Annotated in this window: 18 protein-coding genes; 10 read left to right on the top strand and 8 right to left on the bottom strand. The window is 67.0% G+C overall.

Features of this window, described 5'->3' with window-relative positions; translation table 11 throughout:
• The first annotated feature begins 44 nt into the window (after positions 1-44).
• The 3 genes from HZ989_RS14170 (at position 45) to HZ989_RS14160 (ending at position 1,860) form a co-directional block, all read left to right on the top strand.
• A complete protein-coding gene (locus tag HZ989_RS14170; protein WP_209321440.1) occupies positions 45-263 on the top strand; it encodes a hypothetical protein in 219 nt (72 codons plus the stop codon).
• A gap of 140 nt (positions 264-403) precedes the next feature.
• On the top strand, positions 404-877 hold the full coding sequence (gene greA, locus HZ989_RS14165) for a transcription elongation factor GreA (protein ID WP_209321439.1): 474 nt from the start codon (positions 404-406) through the stop codon (positions 875-877).
• A complete protein-coding gene (locus HZ989_RS14160; RefSeq protein ID WP_209321438.1) occupies positions 868-1,860 on the top strand; it encodes a mitochondrial fission ELM1 family protein in 993 nt (330 codons plus the stop codon). The genes greA and HZ989_RS14160 overlap by 10 nt, the downstream gene beginning before the upstream one ends.
• Here HZ989_RS14160 and HZ989_RS14155 read toward each other — a convergent pair.
• Entirely contained in the window at positions 1,857-2,204 is a 348-nt protein-coding gene (locus HZ989_RS14155) for a hypothetical protein (protein ID WP_209321437.1), read from the bottom strand. The two genes, HZ989_RS14160 and HZ989_RS14155, sit on opposite strands and share 4 nt — an antisense overlap.
• Before the next feature lie 64 nt (positions 2,205-2,268).
• Here HZ989_RS14155 and trxB point away from each other — a divergent pair, with 64 nt between their 5' ends.
• The gene (gene trxB, locus HZ989_RS14150) at positions 2,269-3,276 is read left to right on the top strand and encodes a thioredoxin-disulfide reductase (protein ID WP_209321436.1); all 1,008 of its coding nucleotides are present in this window, start codon (positions 2,269-2,271) and stop codon (positions 3,274-3,276) included.
• A gap of 136 nt (positions 3,277-3,412) precedes the next feature.
• On the opposite strand, the gene HZ989_RS14145 is transcribed toward trxB, so the two are convergent.
• The 6 genes from HZ989_RS14145 to HZ989_RS14120 all read right to left on the bottom strand — a co-directional run bounded on the left by HZ989_RS14145 (position 3,413) and on the right by HZ989_RS14120 (position 13,512).
• Positions 3,413-4,627: a cell wall hydrolase gene (locus HZ989_RS14145; protein ID WP_209321435.1), complete on the bottom strand. Its 1,215-nt coding sequence runs from the start codon at positions 4,625-4,627 to the stop codon at positions 3,413-3,415.
• 215 nt (positions 4,628-4,842) lie between these two features.
• Positions 4,843-8,145, bottom strand: a complete 3,303-nt coding sequence (carB, locus tag HZ989_RS14140; protein ID WP_209321434.1) for a carbamoyl-phosphate synthase large subunit — start codon at positions 8,143-8,145, stop codon at positions 4,843-4,845.
• Between the two features lies 1 nt (position 8,146).
• A complete protein-coding gene (locus HZ989_RS14135) occupies positions 8,147-8,890 on the bottom strand; it encodes a hypothetical protein (RefSeq protein ID WP_209321433.1) in 744 nt (247 codons plus the stop codon).
• A 12-nt stretch (positions 8,891-8,902) separates the two neighbouring features.
• On the bottom strand, positions 8,903-9,238 hold the full coding sequence (locus HZ989_RS14130) for a ribonuclease E inhibitor RraB (RefSeq protein ID WP_245162383.1): 336 nt from the start codon (positions 9,236-9,238) through the stop codon (positions 8,903-8,905).
• A gap of 162 nt (positions 9,239-9,400) precedes the next feature.
• A complete protein-coding gene (locus HZ989_RS14125) occupies positions 9,401-12,562 on the bottom strand; it encodes a TonB-dependent receptor domain-containing protein (RefSeq protein ID WP_209321432.1) in 3,162 nt (1,053 codons plus the stop codon).
• Between the two features lie 254 nt (positions 12,563-12,816).
• On the bottom strand, positions 12,817-13,512 hold the full coding sequence (locus HZ989_RS14120; RefSeq protein ID WP_209321431.1) for an HAD family hydrolase: 696 nt from the start codon (positions 13,510-13,512) through the stop codon (positions 12,817-12,819).
• Positions 13,513-13,610: 98 nt separating this feature from the next.
• On the opposite strand from HZ989_RS14120, the gene HZ989_RS14115 reads away from it, so the two are divergent.
• The 4 genes from HZ989_RS14115 to HZ989_RS14100 are packed head-to-tail and all read left to right on the top strand — an operon-like array spanning position 13,611 to position 17,830.
• Positions 13,611-14,321 carry an SDR family NAD(P)-dependent oxidoreductase gene (locus tag HZ989_RS14115; RefSeq protein WP_209321430.1) on the top strand — a complete coding sequence of 237 codons (711 nt, stop codon included), beginning with the start codon at positions 13,611-13,613 and terminating at the stop codon, positions 14,319-14,321.
• Between the two features lie 10 nt (positions 14,322-14,331).
• Positions 14,332-15,669 (top strand): amino acid permease, encoded by a 1,338-nt coding sequence (locus tag HZ989_RS14110; protein ID WP_209321429.1) that lies wholly within the window; start codon positions 14,332-14,334, stop codon positions 15,667-15,669.
• A gap of 45 nt (positions 15,670-15,714) precedes the next feature.
• Positions 15,715-16,872 (top strand): glutamine-hydrolyzing carbamoyl-phosphate synthase small subunit, encoded by a 1,158-nt coding sequence (carA, locus tag HZ989_RS14105; RefSeq protein ID WP_209321428.1) that lies wholly within the window; start codon positions 15,715-15,717, stop codon positions 16,870-16,872.
• A 1-nt stretch (position 16,873) separates the two neighbouring features.
• The gene (locus HZ989_RS14100; RefSeq protein WP_209321427.1) at positions 16,874-17,830 is read left to right on the top strand and encodes a hypothetical protein; all 957 of its coding nucleotides are present in this window, start codon (positions 16,874-16,876) and stop codon (positions 17,828-17,830) included.
• A gap of 7 nt (positions 17,831-17,837) precedes the next feature.
• Here the strand turns inward: HZ989_RS14100 and HZ989_RS14095 are convergent, their stop codons facing one another.
• Positions 17,838-18,140 carry a hypothetical protein gene (locus HZ989_RS14095; protein ID WP_245162382.1) on the bottom strand — a complete coding sequence of 101 codons (303 nt, stop codon included), beginning with the start codon at positions 18,138-18,140 and terminating at the stop codon, positions 17,838-17,840.
• A gap of 268 nt (positions 18,141-18,408) precedes the next feature.
• Between HZ989_RS14095 and dnaG the strand changes: the two genes are divergently transcribed.
• The gene (gene dnaG / locus HZ989_RS14090) at positions 18,409-20,280 is read left to right on the top strand and encodes a DNA primase (protein WP_209321426.1); all 1,872 of its coding nucleotides are present in this window, start codon (positions 18,409-18,411) and stop codon (positions 20,278-20,280) included.
• 92 nt (positions 20,281-20,372) lie between these two features.
• Positions 20,373-22,331, top strand: coding sequence for an RNA polymerase sigma factor RpoD (rpoD, locus tag HZ989_RS14085; RefSeq protein ID WP_209321425.1), 1,959 nt, complete (start codon positions 20,373-20,375; stop codon positions 22,329-22,331).
• Positions 22,332-22,356: the final 25 nt, after the last annotated feature.

Genomic DNA, 22,356 nt, shown 5'->3' with positions numbered 1-22,356 from the left:
AACCATGGCGGCGGGCGGGCGTTAAGCGGCCCATGCGCCTGCGAATGAACCACATCTGTGCGGTCCTGGCCGCCGCCGTCGCCCTGTTCCTGGCCTTCATCGCCATGGGCATCGCGGCGATGTCCGGTCTCGCAGCCCTGCTCGCCGCGGCCCTGGTGGCCTGGATCGTCTACCGCGCGGCGCGCAACGCCCTGACCCGCGACCGGGTGAGCCGGGTTGCCGCCGAAGGTGCGCCCCGGGCGGTGCCTCCACTCGCCACCTGACCCCACCTTGAGTTTTCGGTTGGTCTGCCCTAGTTTCTTCGGCCGGTCGCGCGCGCCCAGCGACCCAGTGCTTTCGCCAGAGTTTCTCTTCAGTCCCCTCTCCGGTTTACCGGGCGACAACCCAGAAAAATCACGACCACATGGAAAAAGTGCCGATGACGGCCGAGGGATACCGCTCCCTCGACGATCAGCTTAAGCAATTGAAGTCGGTGGAACGGCCCAGCGTGATCGCCGCCATTTCCGAGGCGCGCGAACACGGCGACCTGTCGGAAAACGCCGAATATCACGCTGCGAAAGAGCGTCAGGGCTGGATCGAGGGATCGATCGCCGAGATCGAGGACAAGATCAGCCGCGCCCAGGTCATCGACGTCTCCAGGCTGAGCGGCGACCAGGTCAAGTTCGGCGCGACCGTCACCGTGGTCGACGAGGACACCGAGGAAGAGGGCCGTTACCAGATCGTCGGCGAACATGAGGCCGACGTGAAGAAGGGCAAGATCTCGATCTCGTCGCCCATCGCGCGCGCCATGATCTCCAAGTCGGTCGGCGACACGGTCGAGGTGAACACCCCCGGCGGCGTGAAGGCCTACGAAATCCTCAAGGTCGAGTGGAAATAGGCTCCGGCCCGCTTCGCATCCAGGTCGTCTCCGACGGCCGGGTCGGCATGGAAAATCAGGCGCTCGGCCTGGCCGAGGCCGTCGCGCGCCTGAAGCCTGCAGAGATCAACGTGAAACGCGTCCGCTGGCGGCGGGCGTTCGACTGGCTGCCGGTCGGCCTCAAGTCGCCCGGGATGCTGGACCCGGCCGGTGACGCGCCTTTCCCGGCCGATGGCCAGCCCTGGCCGGATCTTTGGATCGCCACCGGCCGCGCGACCCTGCCCCTGTCGCTGGCGGCCCGTCGCCTCGGCGATGGCCACACCTTCGTCGTCCAGACCCAGGACCCGCGCATCGACCCGGCCGGATTCGACCTGATCGTGGCCCCGGCCCACGACGGCCTGACCGCTCCGAATGTCGTCTCCATCACCGGTTCGCCACACCGGATCACGCCCGGGGCCCTGGCTGCCGCAGCGCCCGCCTTCGCCGACCGGCTGGATGCCCTGTCCCGGCCGCGCGTGGCGGTCCTGATCGGTGGACGTTCGAAGGCCTTCGACCTGACCGAGGACCACGCCCTGGCCCTGGCCGACCGGATCGAGGCGGCAGTGCGCGCCGTCGGCGGCACCCTGTTGCTGACCTTCTCGCGACGCACCCCGGCTCTGGCGCGCGCGGCGATCACGACGCGGCTGTCCGATCTGCCCGGCTGGATCTGGGACGGCACCGGACCCAATCCGATGTTCGCTTTTCTGGAGACGGCCGATCACATCCTGGTCACCGAGGACAGCGCCAATATGGCCGCCGAGGCCGCCTCGACCGGCAAGCCCGTCCACATCCTGCCCATGATCGCGCGGAAGGCCCCCGGCAAGTTCGCCCGACTGCACGCCGACCTTGCCGAACGCGGCGCGGCGCGACCCTTCGACGGCGTGCTTGAGACCTGGACCTATCAACCGCTGGCCGAGACCGACCGGGCGGCGCGGGTCATTCTGAAGCGGATGGGCCGCCTCTAGTCGCCGCCGCCGCCGCCGCCGTCTCCGCCACCACTGTCCCCACCGCCGTCCGAGCCACTGTCGTTGTCGCCGTGGCCGCGGCCGTGCCCGTGCCCGTGCCCGTGCCCGTGCCCGTCGCTCCCCGTGCCCATGATCAGGGGAAAGATCGCAGCGTCTCCGCCATCGTCACTGCGGCGTGTCGCGCTTCGCTTGCCACCCCGCGCATCCATCGCCACGCCCACGACGATCCCCAGGGTGAACCCGATGATCAGGCCGATCAGGATGCTGCCGACAGCATAGCCGATGCCGGCCCCGACCGCCGCGCCCAGGGCGATGAAGATCCCGATGTAACTGCGACCCTGCATGCGACGATCCTTATCCACACCTGCGGGCATCGCGCCCGGCGGAATCAGCGACTAGATAGCACCCATGAGCCATCCAGAAACCACCCGTGTCGCCATCATCGGTTCCGGCCCCGCCGGATGGACCGCCGCCATCTATGCGGCGCGGGCCAGCCTGAACCCCGTCGTCATCGCCGGCATCCAGCCGGGCGGTCAGCTGACCATCACGACCGACGTGGAGAACTACCCGGGCTTCGCCGAGGTCATCCAGGGCCCCTGGCTGATGGAGCAGATGAAGGCCCAGGCCCTGCACGTCGGGACCGAGATCATCGAGGACATCGTGGTGTCCTGCGACCTGTCGCAGCGCCCCTTCCGGCTGAAGCTGGACAGCGGCACCGAAATCCTGGCCGAGACGGTCATCATCTCCACCGGCGCCCAGGCCAAGTGGCTGGGTCTGGAATCCGAAGCGAAATACCAGGGCTTCGGCGTCAGCGCCTGCGCCACCTGCGACGGCTTCTTCTATCGCGGCAAGGAGGTCGTGGTCGTCGGCGGCGGCAATACAGCCGTAGAGGAGGCGCTGTTCCTGACCAACTTCGCCGCCCGGGTGACCGTGGTGCACCGCAAGGACGAGTTCCGCGCCGAGAAAATCCTGCAGGACCGGCTGTTCGCCAACCCGAAGGTCGAGGTGGTCTGGGACCACCAGGTCGACGAGATCCTGGGCCACAACGACGGGGTCGCCTCCAACGTCACCGGCGTACGACTGAAGAATGCCAGGACCGGCGAGACGCACGAGCGGTCCTGCGACGGGGTCTTCATCGCCATCGGTCACGCGCCGTCATCGGAACTGTTCCTGGGTCAGCTTGAGACCAAGCAGGGTGGCTATCTGGTCGTGAAGCCGGGCACCACCTCGACGAATGTCGAGGGCTGCTACGCCGCCGGCGACGTCACCGACGACGTCTATCGCCAGGCCGTCACCGCAGCCGGCATGGGCTGTATGGCCGCGCTGGAGGCCGTCCGCTTCCTCGCCGAGGAAGACCACGCCCGCGCCCACCATCCGATCTCCCACCATGAGGCCGAAAAGATCGGGGCCTGGTAGCCTCCCGATGCCGTCGGTCGATCTCCCTGAACGCTGCAGCTCCGGCGGGGCGTATTCGATGCGCCGACCCTGACGCCAGCGTGAATGGCCCGGCCTTCCCATGCGTGAACCCGGACCGGGTCGCAGGCGTGGTGGTTCAGCCGACGGGCCTGCCGACTTCCTCGACGTCCATCCGGGTTACGCCGACGGGCGGTGGTGCCGGCGGTGCCGACGCGATGGCCGGAGCCTCGAAAGCCGCCAGGCGCGCGTTGATGGCGGCGATCTCTTCGGCCGTGGCGGGTCGGCGACCGCCCAGACTGGCCACGCCGACGACCCGGGTATGGCCGTTGATCTCGACGGTTCGCAGGCTGGCACCGCCATTGGCCAGCACAGCCGCATCTGCGGCGTCGAGATCGCCCCCGGCCAGCAGCGTCGGCGGCGCGACGAAGCGGGGGCGAGAGAAGCGCGCCTCGTCGATCACCGGCTCACGCCCGGCATAACGCTGCTTGAAGGCCGCAGTCTCTCCGTAGATGCCCTTCCAGCGATAGAAGATGTGCGCGCCGATCTGCGTGATCTTGGCCAGGGTCGGCGACCACCAGGGATGGACATAGTCGGCGTGATAGTGGGTCGCGGTGCCGACCTTTTCAGCCACATGCCCGGCCAGGGCCCGCTCCGCCACCGAACGGGCCCGGTTCCAGGCCCAGCTGACAGGGGCCTGTGCGAGCGCGCCGTCACAGGTGAAGCTGAACTGGCAGCCCGTCGTCCGCTCGGCGCCCTCGAACACCACGCCGCAGATGGTGTCGGGATAGTTGGGATCGCGCACGCGGTTCAGGATGACCTGCGCCACGGCCGCCTGCCCCTCGGTGCTTTCCAGCGCCGCCTCGTAATAGACGCCCTGCGTCAGGCAGCGCAGCGCGCGCTGGCGGTCCGCCTCGCTCGCGGTATGGAACACGAACGGCCTGGCTTCGCGCAGAGCACCCCTGTCGGCCGGCATGGCCGCATTCAGGCGCTGAGCCTGAAGCCCGTTGGTGCCCAGCTCCAGCGACGGCTTGCCCGCCAGCGTCAGGCTTTCCCAACCGGGCGTCAGTCCCAGCAGCGCCGGGTGGCGGTCATTGGGATCGAAACGGATGGCCAGGGCCAGCTGCGCCCGGTCCATCCGCGATGACAGCGCCGCCAGACCGCGCGCGGACAGATCGCCTTCGGTGACCCGCGCCACGGCCTCGGCCGTCCGGTCCGCATCGGAACGCGCGGTCGATCCCGCCGCCATGGCCACACCGAGCGCCGCCAGAGCCGCCGGCAGCGCCGCCGCATAACGACGGGCGCGGGTCGTCACCCGCTTCCAGTCGATCGGCGAGGCGAATGATGGCGTCATGACGCTTTCGGGCTGAGGCGCGAAGGCCGCGAAGTCGGGGCGTTACCCGGTCTTCGCGGCGGTTTTCGGGCCGTCGACTACGGTTCGGTCAGCCTGTCCCGATGCCGTGAATCAGGCAAGAGCGCCGGGACAAGGACACCACGGATCATGCGTGAAACGTCGCGCCGGATCATCCGAACATCCAGAGATTGAACGCCCGAAGCTTCGGTCGACCGTCAGTGCGCGAAATCCTGGATCGGCCGCACGTCCAGCGTATCCGCCTGGATCGCTTCGATCCCCTGCGCCGCCGCCAGGGCTCCCGCGGTCGTCGTATAATAGGGAATCTTCATCATCAGGGCGGTGCGGCGAAGGCTGAAGCTGTCCTGCAGCGACTGCTTGCCCTCGGTGGTGTTGATGACCAGCTGGACGTCGCCGTTCTTCATCACGTCGACGATGTTGGGTCGGCCCTCCAGCACCTTCTTCACATAGCCGACGGGCAGGCCCTGCTGGACCAGCCAGGCATGTGTGCCGCCGGTGGCGATGACCTCGAACCCCTGTTTCAGCAGCAGGGTGACGGCCTCGGTCACATAGGGTTTGTCGGCGTCCTTGACGCTGACGAAGGCGCACCCCGAGGTCGGCAGGGTGGTGCCGCCGCCGATCTGGGACTTGGCGAAGGCGCGGGCGAAGGCGGGGGCCATGCCGGTCTCGCCGGGACGTTTGAAGTCGAGGCCCATGACCTCGCCGGTCGAGCGCATCTCGGGGCCCAGGATGGTGTCGACCCCGGCGAAACGGGCGAACGGGAAGACCGCCTCCTTGACCGCGATATGGTCATAGGGGACGTCCTTCAGGCCGAAGGAGGCGAGAGGAACGCCCGCCATGACCTTGGCGGCGATGGCAGCGACCGGCTGGCCTATGGTCTTGGCCACAAAGGGCGCCGTGCGGGACGCGCGCGGATTCACCTCCAGCACGAAGATGCGGGGCGCATCGCTGTGCGGCTCCTCGATGGCGAACTGGACGTTCATCAGGCCGCGCACCTTCAGGGCCCGGGCCATGGCCTCGGTCTGGCGCTTCAGCTCGGTGACGATCGCGCCCGACAGGGAGAAGGGCGGCATCGAACAGGCGCTGTCGCCCGAGTGGACCCCGGCCTCCTCGATGTGCTCCAGCACCCCGGCCACGAACACCGTCTCGTCGTCGCACAGGGCGTCGACGTCCACCTCGGTGGCGCGGTTCAGATAGTGGTCGATCAGGACCGGGTCATCGCCCGAGACCCGCATCGCCTCGCCGACATAGCGGTCCAGCTGCTCGCGGTCGTGGACGATCATCATGCCGCGTCCGCCCAGCACATAGGACGGGCGCAGGACGACGGGATAGCCGACCTCGTCCGCCTTGTCGGCGGCCTCCTGGGCGCTGCGGGCGAGGCCGTTGGGCGGCTGCATCAGACCGATGTCGTTCAGCATGACCTGGAACCGCTCGCGGTCCTCGGCCAGGTCGATGGAGTCGAGCGACGTGCCCAGGATCGGAATGCCGTCCTCGTGCAGGGCATGGGCCAGCTTCAGCGGGGTCTGGCCGCCGAACTGGACGACGACGCCGATCAGCTCGCCCTTCGACCGCTCGACCTCGATCAGCTCCAGCACGTCCTCGGCCGTCAGCGGCTCGAAATACAGCCGGTCGGAGGTGTCGTAGTCGGTGGAGACGGTCTCCGGGTTGCAGTTGACCATGATCGACTCGACGCCGATGTCGGCGAAGGCGAAGGCCGCGTGGCAGCAGCAGTAATCGAACTCGATCCCTTGCCCGATCCGGTTCGGTCCCCCGCCCAGAATGATCGCCTTCTTTCTGTCGGTGGGCTCGGATTCGCACTGCGCGATCTGGCCCAGGGCGCCGGTCTCGTAGGTCGAATACATGTAGGCGGTGGCCGATTTGAACTCGGCCGCGCAGGTGTCGATCCGCTTGAACACGGGGCGCACCGACAAGGCGCGACGGGCGTGGCGGACCTCGCGTTCGGTCGCACCGGTCAGCTGGGCCAGGCGGGCGTCGGAGAAGCCCTTGGCCTTCAGCGTGCGGAAATCGTTCGGGTCCGTGGGCAGGCCCTGGACGCGGACATGGCCTTCGGTCCGTACGATGTCGGCGATCTGGCGCAGGAACCAGGGCTCATAGGAACAGGCGGCATGAACTTCCTCGACCGACAGGCCGTGGCGGAAGGCCTGGGCGATGACGCGGATCCGGTCGGGCGTCGGCTGTCCGAGCGCGCGCACGACGGCGGCGCGGGCGCTGGCGTCGTCCTCCGCATCGACCGTGCCCTCGATCTCGATCTCGTCGAAACCCGACAGGCCCGTCTCCAGCCCGCGCAGGGCCTTCTGCATCGATTCCTGGAAGGTCCGGCCTATGGCCATGACCTCGCCGACCGACTTCATCGAGGTCGACAGGGTGGCCTCGGCACCGGGGTATTTCTCGAAGGCGAAGCGGGGGATCTTGGTGACGACATAGTCGATCGACGGCTCGAAGCTGGCCGGGGTGACCATGGTGATGTCGTTGGTCAGTTCGTCCAGCGTATAGCCGACCGCCAGACGCGCCGCGACCTTGGCGATGGGGAAGCCTGTGGCCTTGGACGCGAGGGCCGAGGACCGCGACACGCGCGGGTTCATCTCGATCACCACCATCCGGCCGTCGGCGGGATTGATGGCCCATTGGACGTTGGACCCACCCGTCTCGACGCCGATCTCGCGCAGGACGTTGATGGAGCCCGTCCGCATCCGCTGATATTCCTTGTCGGTCAGCGTCAGGGCGGGGGCGACGGTGATGGAGTCGCCCGTGTGGACGCCCATCGGGTCGATGTTCTCGATGGAGCAGATGATGATGCAGTTGTCCGCCTTGTCGCGGACGACCTCCATCTCATACTCCTTCCAGCCCAGCACGCTCTCCTCGATCAGCACCTCGGTGGTCGGCGACAGGTCGAGACCGCGCAGGACGATCTCCTCGAACTCCTCGCGGTTGTAGGCGATGCCGCCGCCGGTGCCGGCCAGGGTGAAGCTGGGGCGGACGATGGCGGGCAGGCCGACGAACGCCAGCCCCTCCAGCGCCTCTTCCATATTGTGGGCGGCCTTGGACCTGGGCGATTCCAGGCCCAGCTTGTCCATGGCGTCGCGGAATTTCTGGCGGTCCTCGGCCTTGTCGATGACCTCGGCCCGGGCCCCGATCATCTCGACGCCGTACTTCTCCAGCGCGCCCGACGCGTCCAGCGCCAGCGCCGTGTTCAGCGCCGTCTGCCCGCCCATGGTCGGCAAGAGGGCGTCAGGGCGTTCCCGGGCGATGATCCGCTCGACGAACTCGGGCGTGATCGGCTCGATATAGGTCGCATCCGCCATGTCCGGATCGGTCATGATCGTGGCCGGATTGGAGTTGACCAGGATGACCCTGTACCCCTCGGCCTTCAGCGCCTTGCACGCCTGCACGCCCGAGTAATCGAACTCGCAGGCCTGACCGATGACAATCGGCCCGGCCCCGATGATCAGGATGGATTTGATGTCTGTGCGTTTGGGCATCTCAAATCAGGTCATCAAAGCCGACGTCAACGCGGGCTTTTAGGTCATTCAGGAATGAGTTCAGGAAGTATGCATCAGGCGCGCTCTTTTTTGCCCTAACCTCCTGTCGGAATGCGTATTTTTCACCATCGATCTTGAAGAGGATCAGTCCGATACCGACCATTTCGCAGAGGGTATCGATACGATCCAGATCGTCTTTTCGAGACTTGGTCGTCTCGGCCTCGGGGACAACCAGATAGGAACGATGCGTGAACAGTTGGTACGCGACCGCTTGACCGAACGCTTCAACCAGATTTGCCCCAGCGTCCTTGATTTCAGCGGCGACATACTCCGGCTGAAACTTGTAGAACTGGGATGCTAAGGGCTTAAAAACGCCAAAGACATCTGGGTTTCCCCATTTTCCGTTGAATCGAAACGCTCCTGAGACGATAGCGTTATTGCAGAGCTCCTCTTGAAGTAAAAACTGCCGCAGAGGTTCATATATCTTGGCTTCTTCGTATTGACGGGGAGCTGCCTCCTTCGCCTCTGCGACCTCAACAGCCTCATCGATTGAAGCCAGTGACACCCAGCCTCGCCCAGGGTCGGAAACGTCGTCGTTGTTGGCTTTTAGCCAAGAGATTGTCGACTGGATGCTCGATGAGTTTGCATCGGGGTACTTTTTGGAGATCCATTCAACGACCTCCTTGTTCTTGGCTGGCCGCTTGAGTGAGTTGAGAGCTGCCATCACCATTTCGACGTTGGTCATCTGTTTCGGCTCCTAGTTCGTCACGACCGCGCACTCCCAGCCGTCGTAGTCGAGCTGGAAGGCCGCGGCCCAGGATTGCATCATGGCGGAGACCGGCGAGAAGGACGCCTCGTCCACCGCCATGGTCGTTTCGAGAATGGTGGTGTCGTCCTGGCCCCGGGTGAGGAAGCCGGCGCGGCGTGCGACCTCGTTCAGGTCGTCGTGGTCGCCCTCGCCATGGAAGTAGAACAGGGTGTGGCGCGGTGTGATGCCGCTGTCGCCATGCTCCGCCAGCGAGGCGCGCACCATGGCATCGCGTTCGTCGTGGGGGATGGCGTCGTCGTCCAGGGCGGTCTCTCGCTCGCGCACGAACGACCGGCGCAGCGAGGTTCGCGGCCGGGAGCGTTCGGGTTGTCGGTTAAGCGGCCGGTTTAGAGAGAGCGTGGCAGGCGTGCAAGGTGCCGGGCGACAGACATGAAAAAGGGGCGGCCCCTTTCGGGACCGCCCCCTCTCGTTTCGATCGAATGCGGATCAATAGGTCGTGGCGAACCGCAGGAAGAAGTAGCGACCCACGCCCGAAACCGGCGTCGTCACCGAGGCGATGAAGGGCTCTTCGTTCGTCACATTGTTGACGCCGAAGGTGACCGCATAGTCGTCGGCCTGCCAGCGCACCGACAGGTCGTGGATCCAGGTCTCGTCGGCGAAGGCGAACACGAAGTTGGACGCGTTCTCGATCTCGACGCCCGGCAGGGCCTGCTCGCCCAGATACTGGTGACCGGTGTTGATCGTGAAGTCGCCGATGGACCAGCGGATGCCGGCGTTCAGGGCCAGTTCCGGATTGTTCAGCTGAAGCTCGACCGGGTTGGCCTGGGTCGGGTTGGTGGCGAAGGGATAGTCATTGCGGTCTTCCACATGGGTACCGCCGACCGACACCGACATGTCCCCCCAGGCCGGGCGGCCCAGGTCTGCGAAGTCGAAGGCGTAGCTGACGTTGAAGTCGATCCCCGACGCTTCCAGGCCGGCGAAGTTCAGCTGGGTCGTGGTGATCGAGTTGAAACCGAGGAAGGTCGGCGAGGCCCGGTTCCGGTTCCGCGTGAACTGGCTGCAGAAGATGTTGCTGAGGTTCGGTCCGTCGTAGCAGCTGTCGACGATGTCCTGGGTCGTCACCGCCTGGATCGCGTTGGTGATCTCGATATTGTAGTAGTCGACTGTCACCGCCAGGCCCGGAATGAAGCGGGGCTGGAGGACGACACCGTAGGTGAAGCTGTCGGATTCCTCTTCCTGCAGGTTCGGGTTGCCCCCGGTGCGGCCCGCGAACTGGCTGGTCAGGGGGTCGGTGAAGCCGACGGGAATGCCGTCGGCCCGGCAGTTGGCCAGACGGTTGGCCGGGTTGTTGCCCAGGCCGATGTTGTTCTGGTCGCAGGGATCGACCGGGCGAGCGTTGAACGAGGTGATCGGCGAGAACAGCTCTGAGATATTGGGCGCGCGCACCGTCTTGGCCTGGCCACCGCGGAAGCGGATGTCGCTGATGGGGGCCCAGACGGCGTCGTACTTGTAGGTGGTGGTCGAGCCGACGGTCGAATATTCACCCGTGCGGACGGCCCCGGTCAAAGTCAGTTCGTCGAAGAACGGCCTGTCTGCCAGCAGCGGCACACGCAGTTCGGCGAAGATTTCCTGAACGTCGTACTCGCCGCTGACGTCCGCCGTGATCCGGCTTTCGAAGTTGTAGCCCTTGTTGACGTAATTGTCGCCGTCGAAGTCGCTCTTCTCCTTGCGGTACTCGCCGCCCAGGACGAACCCGATCGGGCCGCCCGGCAGCGAGAACAGTGGCTCGGAATCGCCGGTCAGGACGCCGGTGACGACCGTCTGTTCGATCGTGAACACATCCACGCCCGTGTAGGCGATGAAGTCCAGGGCCGCCTTGCTGGCCTGATTGAGGCCGAACAGGTTCAGCGGGCGACAGGCGGATCCGGCACCGGGGGTGAAGGTGTTGAAGGGGATGGTCCCGCCGGGGTTGGGGCCCAGCTGACCCTTGCTGGGCAAGGCGGTGGGGTTCAGCGTCGAACGGCAGACGATCTCGCCATTCGGTGCGCGTACAGCGTCGATGGCCGAGAAGTAGCGGTCTTCCAGTCGCACGGCGCTGCGCGACTCGCCTTCGGTCCGGCCGTAGTTGAGCGACAGGTCGTAGGACAGGTTCCAGCCCAGATCGCCGCGAGCCCCGATGACCGCGCGGTAGGTCGTGCGTTCGTCGTCGATCGCGGGATCGAACAGGTCGATGTTGTCGCGGCCCAGCAGAACCTTGGCGACACTGGCAATCGAGGGATCGGCCGCGATCTCGGCATTCATGATTGCGCGGATGCTTGCCGGAATGAAGGGGTTGTCGAGCCGGATCGGAATCGAGTCGTCGAAGGTGTTGTAAGGGTTGTAGCTGGTCGCGGTGGTGCGGACGGCCTTCAGTTCTGCATAGGGGTGGAAGGCCTCGCTGACCTCGTAGTTCAGGAAGACGTTGGCCGAAATCTGGACCTCGTCCGGGACCAGGGACTGGCCGTTGAAGGTCTGGCCTGCGCCGTCGCCACCGGACTGGTTGATGCCGCCGGCATAGATGCCGTCGACGAACGGCCGCACCTGACCGGTGACCGGGTCGACCACATAACAGCCATAGCCTTCGCGGCCCGCGCGGCTTTCCTGACAGTCGTTGATGCCGTCGCGGTCCAGATCCTGGAAGGTTGAAAGGAAGCGCGCCGGGGCCGAGTAGCCGCTGCCGTCGGTGTCAAAGCCGATCAGGCCGCTGGTGCTCGACACGTCGAAGGTCGGACGATTGATGAAGGTCCGCGCCTTGGCGGCCCGGGCGCGGGCGATCAGAGCGGGAGAGGTTCCGGCGAAACGCGGATTGCCGCCGGACAGGATGGTCCGGCCCAGGACGCGCGTCTGTCCCGGCGGGATGGGATCGCCCGCCTGGAAGAACAGGTCGGGGTTGGGATAGTCGTCGGCCAGGAAGTTGTCGCGCGTGAAGTCGCGGTCGCCATAGAAGACGGCCTGGCGATCATAGCCTTCCACCGATACGGTGATATTGCCGCGGTCGCCCTCACCGAAATTGGTGCCGAACAGGAAAGAACCATAGAGTTCGTTGCCGTCGCCCTCGCCGGACATGCCGGCCTGCATGGTGAATTCCGAGCCCTCGAAATCGTCCTTGATGATGAAGTTGACGACCCCGGTGACGGCGTCGGAACCGTAGACGGCGGAGGCACCACCGGTCAGCACGTCGACGCGGTCGATCAAACCGGAGGGGATCGAGGCGATGTCCACGGCGGACGAACCGGGAACGCCCGCCACATGTCGGCGGCCATTCACAAGCACCAGGGTGCGGTTGCCACCGAGGCCACGCAGGTTCAGCGTCGCCTGGTTTCCGTTGGCCTGGGCCGAGCTGGTGGAGCTGAGCAGGGCGGGCAGGGTGTCGAGCAGATCCGAGATCGCGACGGTGCCCTTTGCGGCGATGGCCTCGGCGGTCACAACCTGAACCGGCTGCGGGGCCTGGAGGACCGAGCCCGAAGACAGGCGCGAGCCGGTGACCACGATCTCTTCGACCTGGTCTGCCTGGTCGGAGGCCTGGGGCGCAGTCGACTGGGCCAGGGCAGGCCCGGCCAAGATGAAGGTCGCCGCCGACCCCATCAGCCAATGCTTCGCCATACGCATGAATCGTTCCCCTGAGGTTGAATTGAGCTTCAGAAGGGCATGGTTCTTGCGGCAATGCGAAATGCGCAAGCCGCGATTTGCGGCGCAACGATTATGTCCAGATCGTGTCACGCTTTTGACACGCTCAAGTTCGTCACGGCCGGGAAGCTCCCGGAGCCTGCAGCACACGGAGGGCTTCTGGCTTGCCGGGGCCCGGTGCACCGCAGCACCGGATGACGAAGGGAAGGGCGGCCCCTGCGCAAGGCCGCTCTCTTCTATGCCCGGTCGGCGATCCAGGCGGGCAGGGCGGTGATAGCGTGCAGAGCCCCGTAGCGGGCATGGCCGTTGGGCGGGTCGGCCAGTTCGTGCGCCCAGGTGACGTGATAGGGAATGTGCACAGCGAAGGCCCCGGCCTGCAGCGCGGGCAGGATGTCGGACTTCATCGAGTTGCCGACCATCACCGCCTCGTCCGCGCCGGTGCCATGGCGGGCGAAGACGCGGTCATAGGTGCCGCGGTCCTTCTCCGAGACGATCTCGACGGCGGCAAACAGCTCGCCGAGGCCCGAGGCCGCCAGTTTGCGCTCCTGGTCCAGCAGATCGCCCTTGGTGATCAGCACCAGACGATAGGTTTCGGCCAGCAGCGCCACGGTCTCGTCGACGCCGGGCAGGGTCTCGACCGGATGGGCGATCATCTCGCGCCCGGCGGCCAGGATCTCGCGCACGACCGAGGCGGGGGCGTCGCCTTCGCACAGCTCCATGGCCGTCTCGATCATCGACAGGGTGAAGCCCTTGATGCCGTAGCCGTAGAGCCGAAGGTTGCGTCGCTCGACCTCGGCCAGCCAGGCTTCGGTCGTATCCGTATCGGCATAGGCACCCAGCAGATCGAGGAACCGCGCCTGGGTCAGCCGAAAGATCGTCTCGTTGTGCCAGAGGGTGTCGTCGGCATCGAGACCGATCGTGGTGATGGGCATGGGGAGGGCTCCGGCCGGGACGGGTGATCTGGCGCGCGCCCGATGCGGGGTCAACCGGTCGCGTTGCGCCCCGTGCCAGAGACCTGCATGGCCTTCGCATGGACCCGAGCGACAGGAAGACATCGGCCGTGGTGATCGGAGCCTCCGGCGGGATCGGGGGTGCCGTCGCCGATGCCCTCGAGGCCGGCGGCGCGTTCGGTGTCGTGCATCGCTTCGCGCGGTCGACGCCGGGTGAGGCCCATATCGACCTGGAGGACGAAGGCTCCATCGCCGCCGCCGTTGCGCGGGTGGCGCAGGGGCCCGTTCCCACCCTGGTCTTCGTCGCCACCGGCGTGCTGCATCACGGGCAGGAACCGGAGCGGTCCTACAAGGCCATGACGGCCGAGCACCTGTTGCGCGATTACCGCGTCAACACCGTCGGTCCTGCGCTGATCGCCAGGCATTTCGTCCCGCTGATGCCGCGCGACCGGCGGGCAGTCTTCGCGGCCCTGTCGGCGCGGGTCGGCTCGATCGGGGATAACCGTCTGGGGGGCTGGCACAGCTATCGGGCGTCCAAGGCGGCGCTGAACATGATCCTGACCAATCTCGCCATCGAACTGGGGCGGTCGCATCCGCAAGCCATCGTGGCGGGTCTTCATCCCGGCACGGTCGACACCGGGTTGAGCGCGCCCTTCCAGCGCGGGGTAAGGCCGGAAAAGCTCTTCACGCCCGCAGCATCGGCCGCGCGGCTGCTGAAAGTGCTGGATGGTCTGACGCCCGCCGACACCGGTGGCGTTTTCGCATGGGACGGCATGCGAATTCCGGCATAGCGTTTTCGCCATGAGCCAGACCGAAACGATTCCGCTGGCGGCCCGGCATGGCGGCCGCAAGCTCGGCTGGGGCCTGGCTGCGCTGGTGGTGGCCGGCAACATGATCGGCTCGGGCGTCTATCTGGCCCCCGTGGCCCTGGCCGCAACCGGGTCGTCCAGCCTGATCGGCTGGCTGATCTGCGGGGCGGGAGCCATGGTGCTGGCGGCGGTGTTCGCGGGGTTGGGCCGGTTCCAGCCGGACGCGGACGGGCTGACCGACTTCACGCGCCGGGGTCTGGGGCGGTTCGTGGGGTATCAGACCGCCATCGCCTACTGGGGTGTCTGCCTGACCGGCAATGTGGCGGTTGCCCTGGCGGGAACCGGCTATCTGGCCTTCTTCCTGCCGTCGCTGGCTGAGCCCGTTCCGGCGATGCTGTGCAACCTCGCCCTGATCGGGATCACGACGGCGGCCTATGCGGCTGGAGCGCGCGTGGCGGCGCGACTGGGGGCGGTCACACTGGTGATCGGGCTGTTGCCGCTCGTGCTGGCCATGGGGGCCGGGGTCGTGGCCTTCAGCGGGACGACGTTCGCGACGTCCTGGTCGCCACAGGGCCTGCCGCTGGCCCAAAGCGTGCCGGCGTCCCTCGTGGTGATCTTCTGGTCCTTCCTCGGGCTGGAGAGCGCCGCAGCCCTGTCACGGCTGGTGCGGAACCCGGCCAAGGACGTCGGCCGCGCCAGCGTCGCGGGCGTAGCATTGGCGCTGGTCGTCTATGTCGCCGCCAGCGTGGCGGTTTTCGGCGTCATACCGGCCGGACAGCTGGCCAGTTCGACCAGCCCGTTCGCCGATCTGGCGGCGCGCGTGTTCGGGGCCTCGGTCGCCGGGTTCGTAGCGGCCTGCGCCGTCATCAAGGCGCTTGGCACTATTGCCGGCTGGACCATTCTGGGCGGCGAGACAGCGAGGAGCGCCGGCGAGGCCGGCTATCTGCCGCGCTGGTTCGGATCCGCCGCGACACCGGGGCGGTTGCCGCTGGCCAATCCCCTGATCAACGGGGCGATCATGGCCGGCCTGATCGTCATGACCTCCCAGCCGACGCTGGCCGGACAGTTTGCCCTGTTGATCGGGGCCTGCACGGTTCTGACCATCTGCCTGTATGCCCTGTGTTGCATCAGCCTGTTCCGAGCCAGCCGCGCACCGGGCTGGAGAGCCCTGGCCATCGTCGGGCTGGTGTTTTCGGTGGGAGCCGTGGTGGCGGCGGCACCGGGGAACATCGTGCCGGCCATCGTCCTGTTCCTCGTAGCGTCGATCGGATGGCTTTGGGCGCGCAAGGCTCCCGAACGGCGCGTTGACCCGGTCAGGCCATCTGTTTAGTGACGCAGCCGTTTGTTCGCCGGGATTCGGTGTAAGGGAACGGCCATGACCACTCCGCTTCTGCCCGGCTGTACCGGCGTTCTGGCCCTGGCCGACGGCACTGTCTTTCAGGGCATCGGCGTCGGCGCGACCGGTTCGGCGCTCGGCGAGGTCGTCTTCAACACCGCGATGACCGGGTATCAGGAAATCCTGACCGACCCCAGCTACATGAGCCAGATCCTGGCCTTCACCTTCCCCCACATCGGCAATACCGGGACGAACGGGGAGGACATCGAGCAGATGGGTGGCGGGTCGGACACCTCGGCGCGCGGCGCGATCTTCCGCGACCTGCCGACCGATCCGGCCAATTGGCGCTCGGACGCCACCCTGGACGTCTGGATGAAGCGCCGCGGCGTCGTGGGTCTGTCGGGCATCGACACCCGCGCCCTGACCCGGCGCATCCGCGACCACGGCGCGCCCCATGCGGTGATCGCCCACGATCCGGAAGGCCGCTTCGATCTGGAGGCGCTGGTCGAGCAGGCACGGGCCTGGACCGGTCTGGTCGGCCTCGATCTGGCCAGGCCTGCCTCGACGCTGCAGGCGTTCGAGTGGGACGAAGGCCTGTGGGAATGGCCGGAAGGGCATCCGAAGACGACCGGCAGGAAGTCGGTCGTGGTTCTGGACTATGGGGTGAAGCGCAACATCCTGCGGGCCCTGGCCTCGACCGGCGCGAAGATCACGGTGGTCCCGGCGACGACGACGGCGGAAGAGGTCCTGGCGCGCCATCCGGACGGCATCGTCCTGTCGAACGGACCGGGCGATCCGGCGGCGACGGGTGCCTATGCCGTGCCGGAGATCCGCAAGCTGGTCGAAAGCGGCAAGCCGGTCTTCGGGATCTGCCTGGGCCACCAGATGCTGGCGCTCGCCCTGGGCGCCAGGACGGTGAAGATGGATCAGGGGCACCACGGGGCCAACCATCCGGTCAAGGATCTGACCACCGGCAAGGTCGAGATCGTGTCGATGAACCACGGCTTTACCGTGGACCGCGACAGCCTGCCCGAGGCGGTGGTGGAGACGCACGTTTCGCTGTTCGACGGCACCAACTGCGGTATCCAGCTGAAGGACCGGCCGGTGTTCAGCGTCCAGCACCACCCCGAGGCCTCGCCCGGGCCCACCGACAGCCTGTATCTGTTCGACAGGTTCCAGGCCCTGATGGACGCCTAGGTTGGCGTCCTCGCCCAGCGTCCGGTCGGACTATCTGCGCTGGCTGTCGCAGGCGCGGGGATCCGCGCGGGTCGAGGCGGTGTCGGGTTCGGGCACCGTCGATGTCGTGGCCGGCTATGCCACCGGCTATGACGCCCACCACATCGCGCCCTTCGTCCGCTCGCTGCGCAGCGTCTTCGACGGTGAGATCGCCCTGGCCGCCGATGCGCGACCCGACGTCGAGGCGCTGTTCGCCGAGCACGACGTGCGGTTCCTGGCGCAACCCCGTACACAGGGCTGGCAGCCCCATCCGGTCATGGCCCGGTTCGCGGCGGTGGATGCCCATCTGTCCGGGCGGGCCGATGTCCGCAACGTGCTGCTGACCGACGTGCGTGACGTGATCTTCCAGAAGGCCCCGTTCGAGCCCGCGCCGGAGGGGCTGGAGGTGTTCCTGGAAGGCGACCGGCTGGCCGACCACGCCTTCGACATGAAGTATCTGCGGGCCCTGGCCGGGGATGCGATCGCCGACGACCTGGCCCCGGCACCCGCGATCTGCGTCGGGACGGTTCTGGGGCCGCGCGCCGACATGGTGCGGTTCTGCCGTACGGTGCTGATGCTGGCGGCCGTGCCCCGCTCGGAGATGGGTGGAAGCTTCGGGGCCGATCAGGCCGCCTGCAACATCGCGATCCACATGGGTCTGGTGGAGGCCGAGGTGCGCGAGAACTACGGCCGGGTCGCCACCATCGGTCTGGCAGCCGCCGGGGGCTTCGCCTTTCGTGACGGGCAGGTGGTCAATCCCGACGGCACGATCAGCGCCATTGTTCACCAGCACGACCGCCACCCGATCCTGGCCGAGGCCGTGCGCGGGCGCTGGGCCGTCGGGCTGGAAGCGCGTGAGCGGGTGACCCCCAAGAGCCTGGCGTTTCGCCTTCAACGGCTCAGGCAGTCCCTCGCGCGGCGGCTGCCCGAGGCACGCTAGATCCGCTTCAGGGCAGGGGCGCGAAGCTGCATGCCTCGCGCAGGGCGCAGGCCTTCCTGACCGCCACCGGCGCGGCATGCAGCCAGTAGTCCGCATCCTCATGCCGGTCGGCCCGCTTTCGCTCCATGCCGCGCAGCCGCCGCTGGGCCGCATTCTCCAGAAGGCGTGCATGCAGGGCACGGGGGGGCAGGTGGTGGATGGCGGGGAACCGGGGACGGCGACGGCGTCGGGGCCGAGGGGTTCCACCGCCGGGCGGGCGATGGCGATGAACATGGTGGGCAAATCCGTGAGTGATCCGCCCGTCGCGCATCGCGTCCGGGGCGGCGAGGTCGCTCCCTTTCTGGGCGCGTTCGACAGGGTTAATCCACAAACCCTGTGGATTGTTCCTGATGTCTCACAGAAATATGCCCGAAATCAGATGGTTACGAACACGGATTTGCCTGTGTGGTTAACGAGAGGTTAATCGGCCAAGGTCTGCCATTCCGATCCATGCCTCGCCGCCCAGGCCCGCTGCGCTATCCACCGCCATGACGTCGCCATTGCTTCGCGTCGGGACGCAATGGCGTTAAGGATTGCGGGTGCGTTTCGATGACCGCTTCCTGGAAGAACTGAAGGCCCGCCTTCGCCCGTCCGACGTGATCGGCCGGTCGGTGAAGCTCAAGCGTCAGGGACGCGAGTGGGTAGGACTGAGCCCCTTCTCCAAGGAAAAGTCGCCGTCCTTCTTCGTCAACGACGACAAGGGGTTCTTCCACGACTTCTCCTCCGGCAAGCACGGCGACGTCATCAGCTTCCTGCAGGAGACCGAGCGGCTGAGCTTCCCCGAGGCGGTCGAGCGGCTGGCGGCCGAGGCGGGGATGCAACTGCCGGCCGAGGACCCGCAGGCCGCCGAACGCGAGGCGAGGAAGCAGGGCCTGTCGGACTGGATGGACCTGGCCCAGAAATGGTTCGCGGCCAACCTGCGCCGGTCGGTCGGCAAGGCGGCGCGGGACTATCTGGAGCGGCGCGGCCTGCCCGAAGATCAGTGGGACCGGTTCGGACTGGGCTATGCCCCGAACGACCGCGAGGGGCTGAAGGCGGCGCTGGTCCAGCGTGGGGCGAAGCCGGGCGACCTGGTCGAGATGGGCATGCTGATCGCGCCGGAGGGCGGGGGCGCGCCCTATGACCGGTTCCGCGACCGGCTGATGTTCCCGATCCTGGATGCGCGCGGGCGTCTCGTCAGCTTCGGTGGTCGGGCGATGAACCCAGACGACCGGGCCAAATATCTGAACGGGCCGGAGAGCCCGCTGTTTCACAAGGGGGCCACCCTCTATGGCCTGCCCGAGGCGCGGCGCATCCTGGGGGCGGAATCGAAATCGACCCAGAGCGTGATCGTGGTCGAGGGCTATATGGACGTCATCGCCTGCCAACGCGCGGGGCTGCCGGCCGTGGCGCCGATGGGCACGGCCCTGACCGAGGAGCAGATGGCCCTGCTGTGGCGGGTCTCGTCCGAGCCGATCCTGTGTTTCGACGGCGACGGGGCCGGGCAGAGGGCGGCCTATCGCGCCATCGAGCGGGCCTTGCCGCTGCTCAGGTCCGGCCGCTCGTTCCGGTTCGCCTTGCTGGAGGGCGGCCAGGACCCCGACGATATCCTGCGCGACAAGGGGGCACCGGCCCTGCGCCAGGCGATGACCGGGACGCGCCCCTTCGCCGAGGTGCTGTTCAGGCGCGAGGCCGAGGTCGAGCCGCTGGACACGCCGGAGCGCCGTGCGGGCCTGAAGGGACGGTTGCGCACGGCCGCCGCGGCCATCGCCGACAAGGATCTGGCCGAACAGTATCGCCGGGAACTTTTCGACCGGTTCGATGCCCTGTTCCCCTCGCGTGGGCAGGCGCCGCAGCGGGCCCAGCCGACGGGCGGCCGGTGGCGCCCCGGTCCGCCGCCCAGGCTGGGTCAGACGGCCGAAGGCGCCCAGGCCATGCAGGCGCTGAATCGCTCCATCGAGCCGGTCTCGGCGGCGCTGGCGCACGGGGCTATCGAGGATCCCGAACGGATGGACGATCACCTTGAGGCGATCGCGGCGCACGGGTTTGGCGATCCCGCCCTGGACGGTCTGGCGCAGGAGCTGGTGCGCCTGCGTTTCGGGGGTCAGACGCTTGACAGCGCGGCCCTGCGTCGCCATCTCGCGTCCTCCGGACACGACGCTTTAGTGCGCGAGGTCGAGAAGGCGGCGGCAAAGTCCGGCGCGCCTTTCCTGGCCGCGAATGCGCCCCTCGCCGAGGCAAGGGTCCGGTGGTCGCAAGGCTTCGATGCCCTGACCCGCGTGGCGGGTCTGGACGCGGCGCTGGCGTCAGCGAAATCGGGGGCGGATCACGCCTTCGATGCCTCGGCCTTCAGTCGCCTGAAGGCGGAGCGCGACGCGTTGCGACGGGCCATCAAGACCGGGACGATCTGGGACGACGCGGCGGTTTCGTAACGAACGGCGCGTCCAGGCGTTCTGTTTTGAAACGGATGTGGCATTTTTGCCAAGGGGCCTGATCCTCCCCTGTGGCTGGAGAAGAAGACGTAATGAGCGATACGCAGGAAGCGCCCGAGGCCACCACCGACGGGCCGCTGCTCGACCTCACCGATGCCGGGGTCAAGAAGTTCATCAAACAGGCCAAGGCGCGCGGCTATGTGACGATGGAGGAGCTGAACAAGGTCCTGCCGTCCGAAGAGGTCACGCCGGACGCGATCGAGGACACCCTGGCGATGTTGTCCGAAATGGGCGTCAACGTCGTGGAGGCCGAGGAAGACGCGGCGGAGTCCACCGGCGGCGAGCTGGCCGAGAAGGCCGAAACCTCGGTCACCGAGGGCGACGCCAAGCCGACCTATGACCGCACCGACGACCCCGTGCGAATGTATCTGCGCGAGATGGGCTCGGTCGAGCTGCTGAGCCGCGAGGGCGAGATCGCTATCGCCAAGCGGATCGAGGCCGGGCGCGACGCGATGATTTCGGGCCTTTGCGAAAGCGCCCTGACGTTCGAGGCCATCATGGTGTGGCGCGACGAGCTGGCGAACAACCGCATCCTGCTGCGCGAGGTCATCGACCTGGACGCCACCTATGGCGTGCTGAACCCGTCTTCGCTGCCGCACAACCAGCCCCAGCCGCCGATCCCGGGCCAGCCGATTCCGCCCAAGCCCGAGCCCGAGCCCGGCGCAGAGGCCGAGGCTGAAAAGCCCGAGGGCGACGACGAAGACGAGGATTTCGATGACGGCGGCGGGATGTCCATCTCGGCGCTGGAAGCCGAACTGCGCGAAGGGGTCATGGAGACCCTGGATGCGATCGCCGGCGACTTCGACGCATTCCGGAAGCTGCAGGAGAAGCTGGTCGAGAGCCGGCTGAAGGGCGAGGAGCTGAGCGCCAGGGACCGCAAGGCCTATGACACCCTGTCGGCCGCGATCTCCGGCCGCCTGAAGACGCTGAAGCTGAACAACAACCGCATCGAGGCCCTGGTCGAACAGCTGTATGCGATCAACAAGCGTCTGATCGGTCTGGAAGGCCGCCTGCTGCGCCTGGCCGACAGCTATGGCATCAGCCGCCCCGAGTTCCTGAAGGCCTATTTCACGGCCGAGCTGGACCCGACCTGGTCCACGCGCGTCAAGGACATGGGCGTGCGCTGGACCCGGTTCAGCGACAACGAGGCGACCCAGATCGCCACGATCCGCCATGACGTCGCCGCTGTCGCGGTCGAGGCCGGCCTGCCGATCGACGACTATCGCCGCATCGTCCAGACGGTGCAGAAGGGCGAGCGCGAGGCCCGTCAGGCCAAGAAGGAAATGGTCGAGGCCAATCTGCGCCTCGTGATCTCCATCGCCAAGAAATACACCAACCGCGGCCTGCAGTTCCTGGATCTGATCCAGGAGGGCAACATCGGCCTGATGAAGGCGGTCGACAAGTTCGAGTACCGCCGCGGCTACAAATTCAGCACCTATGCGACCTGGTGGATCCGGCAGGCGATCACCCGGTCCATCGCCGACCAGGCCCGGACCATCCGCATCCCCGTGCACATGATCGAGACGATCAACAAGATCGTGCGCACGAGCCGGCAGATGCTGCACGAGATTGGCCGCGAGCCGACCCCGGAAGAGCTGGCCGAAAAGCTGGCCATGCCGCTGGAGAAGGTGCGCAAGGTCCTGAAGATCGCCAAGGAACCCATCAGCCTGGAGACGCCCATCGGCGACGAGGAGGACAGCCACCTCGGCGACTTCATCGAGGACAAGAACGCCATCCTGCCCATCGATGCGGCCATCCAGTCGAACCTGCGGGAAACCACCACCCGCGTGCTGGCGTCGCTGACCCCGCGCGAGGAGCGGGTGCTGCGCATGCGCTTCGGCATCGGCATGAACACCGACCACACCCTGGAAGAGGTCGGTCAGCAGTTCAGCGTAACCCGCGAACGCATCCGTCAGATCGAGGCCAAGGCGCTGCGCAAGCTGAAACACCCCAGCCGGTCGCGCAAGCTGCGCAGCTTCCTGGATAGCTGACCGAGAGACAAGGGCCCGGGAGCGA

Source organism: Brevundimonas sp. AJA228-03 (assembly GCF_017795885.1).
Lineage (GTDB): Bacteria > Pseudomonadota > Alphaproteobacteria > Caulobacterales > Caulobacteraceae > Brevundimonas.
The sequence above is the reverse complement of the archived record's forward strand: the minus strand, read 5'-3'. Positions and strand labels throughout refer to the sequence as shown.

What these genes read in the sequence shown, in the direction of transcription:
- HZ989_RS14170 (WP_209321440.1), top strand. Translation starts at nt 45, where the DNA reads ATGAACCACATCTGTGCGGTCCTGGCCGCCGCCGTCGCCCTGTTCCTG.
- greA (WP_209321439.1), top strand. Translation starts at nt 404, where the DNA reads ATGGAAAAAGTGCCGATGACGGCCGAGGGATACCGCTCCCTCGACGAT.
- HZ989_RS14155 (WP_209321437.1), bottom strand. Translation starts at nt 2,204, where the DNA reads ATGCAGGGTCGCAGTTACATCGGGATCTTCATCGCCCTGGGCGCGGCG.
- trxB (WP_209321436.1), top strand. Translation starts at nt 2,269, where the DNA reads ATGAGCCATCCAGAAACCACCCGTGTCGCCATCATCGGTTCCGGCCCC.
- HZ989_RS14145 (WP_209321435.1), bottom strand. Translation starts at nt 4,627, where the DNA reads ATGACGCCATCATTCGCCTCGCCGATCGACTGGAAGCGGGTGACGACC.
- carB (WP_209321434.1), bottom strand. Translation starts at nt 8,145, where the DNA reads ATGCCCAAACGCACAGACATCAAATCCATCCTGATCATCGGGGCCGGG.
- HZ989_RS14135 (WP_209321433.1), bottom strand. Translation starts at nt 8,890, where the DNA reads ATGACCAACGTCGAAATGGTGATGGCAGCTCTCAACTCACTCAAGCGG.
- HZ989_RS14125 (WP_209321432.1), bottom strand. Translation starts at nt 12,562, where the DNA reads ATGCGTATGGCGAAGCATTGGCTGATGGGGTCGGCGGCGACCTTCATC.
- HZ989_RS14120 (WP_209321431.1), bottom strand. Translation starts at nt 13,512, where the DNA reads ATGCCCATCACCACGATCGGTCTCGATGCCGACGACACCCTCTGGCAC.
- HZ989_RS14115 (WP_209321430.1), top strand. Translation starts at nt 13,611, where the DNA reads ATGGACCCGAGCGACAGGAAGACATCGGCCGTGGTGATCGGAGCCTCC.
- HZ989_RS14110 (WP_209321429.1), top strand. Translation starts at nt 14,332, where the DNA reads ATGAGCCAGACCGAAACGATTCCGCTGGCGGCCCGGCATGGCGGCCGC.
- carA (WP_209321428.1), top strand. Translation starts at nt 15,715, where the DNA reads ATGACCACTCCGCTTCTGCCCGGCTGTACCGGCGTTCTGGCCCTGGCC.
- HZ989_RS14095 (WP_245162382.1), bottom strand. Translation starts at nt 18,140, where the DNA reads ATGCGCGACGGGCGGATCACTCACGGATTTGCCCACCATGTTCATCGC.
- rpoD (WP_209321425.1), top strand. Translation starts at nt 20,373, where the DNA reads ATGAGCGATACGCAGGAAGCGCCCGAGGCCACCACCGACGGGCCGCTG.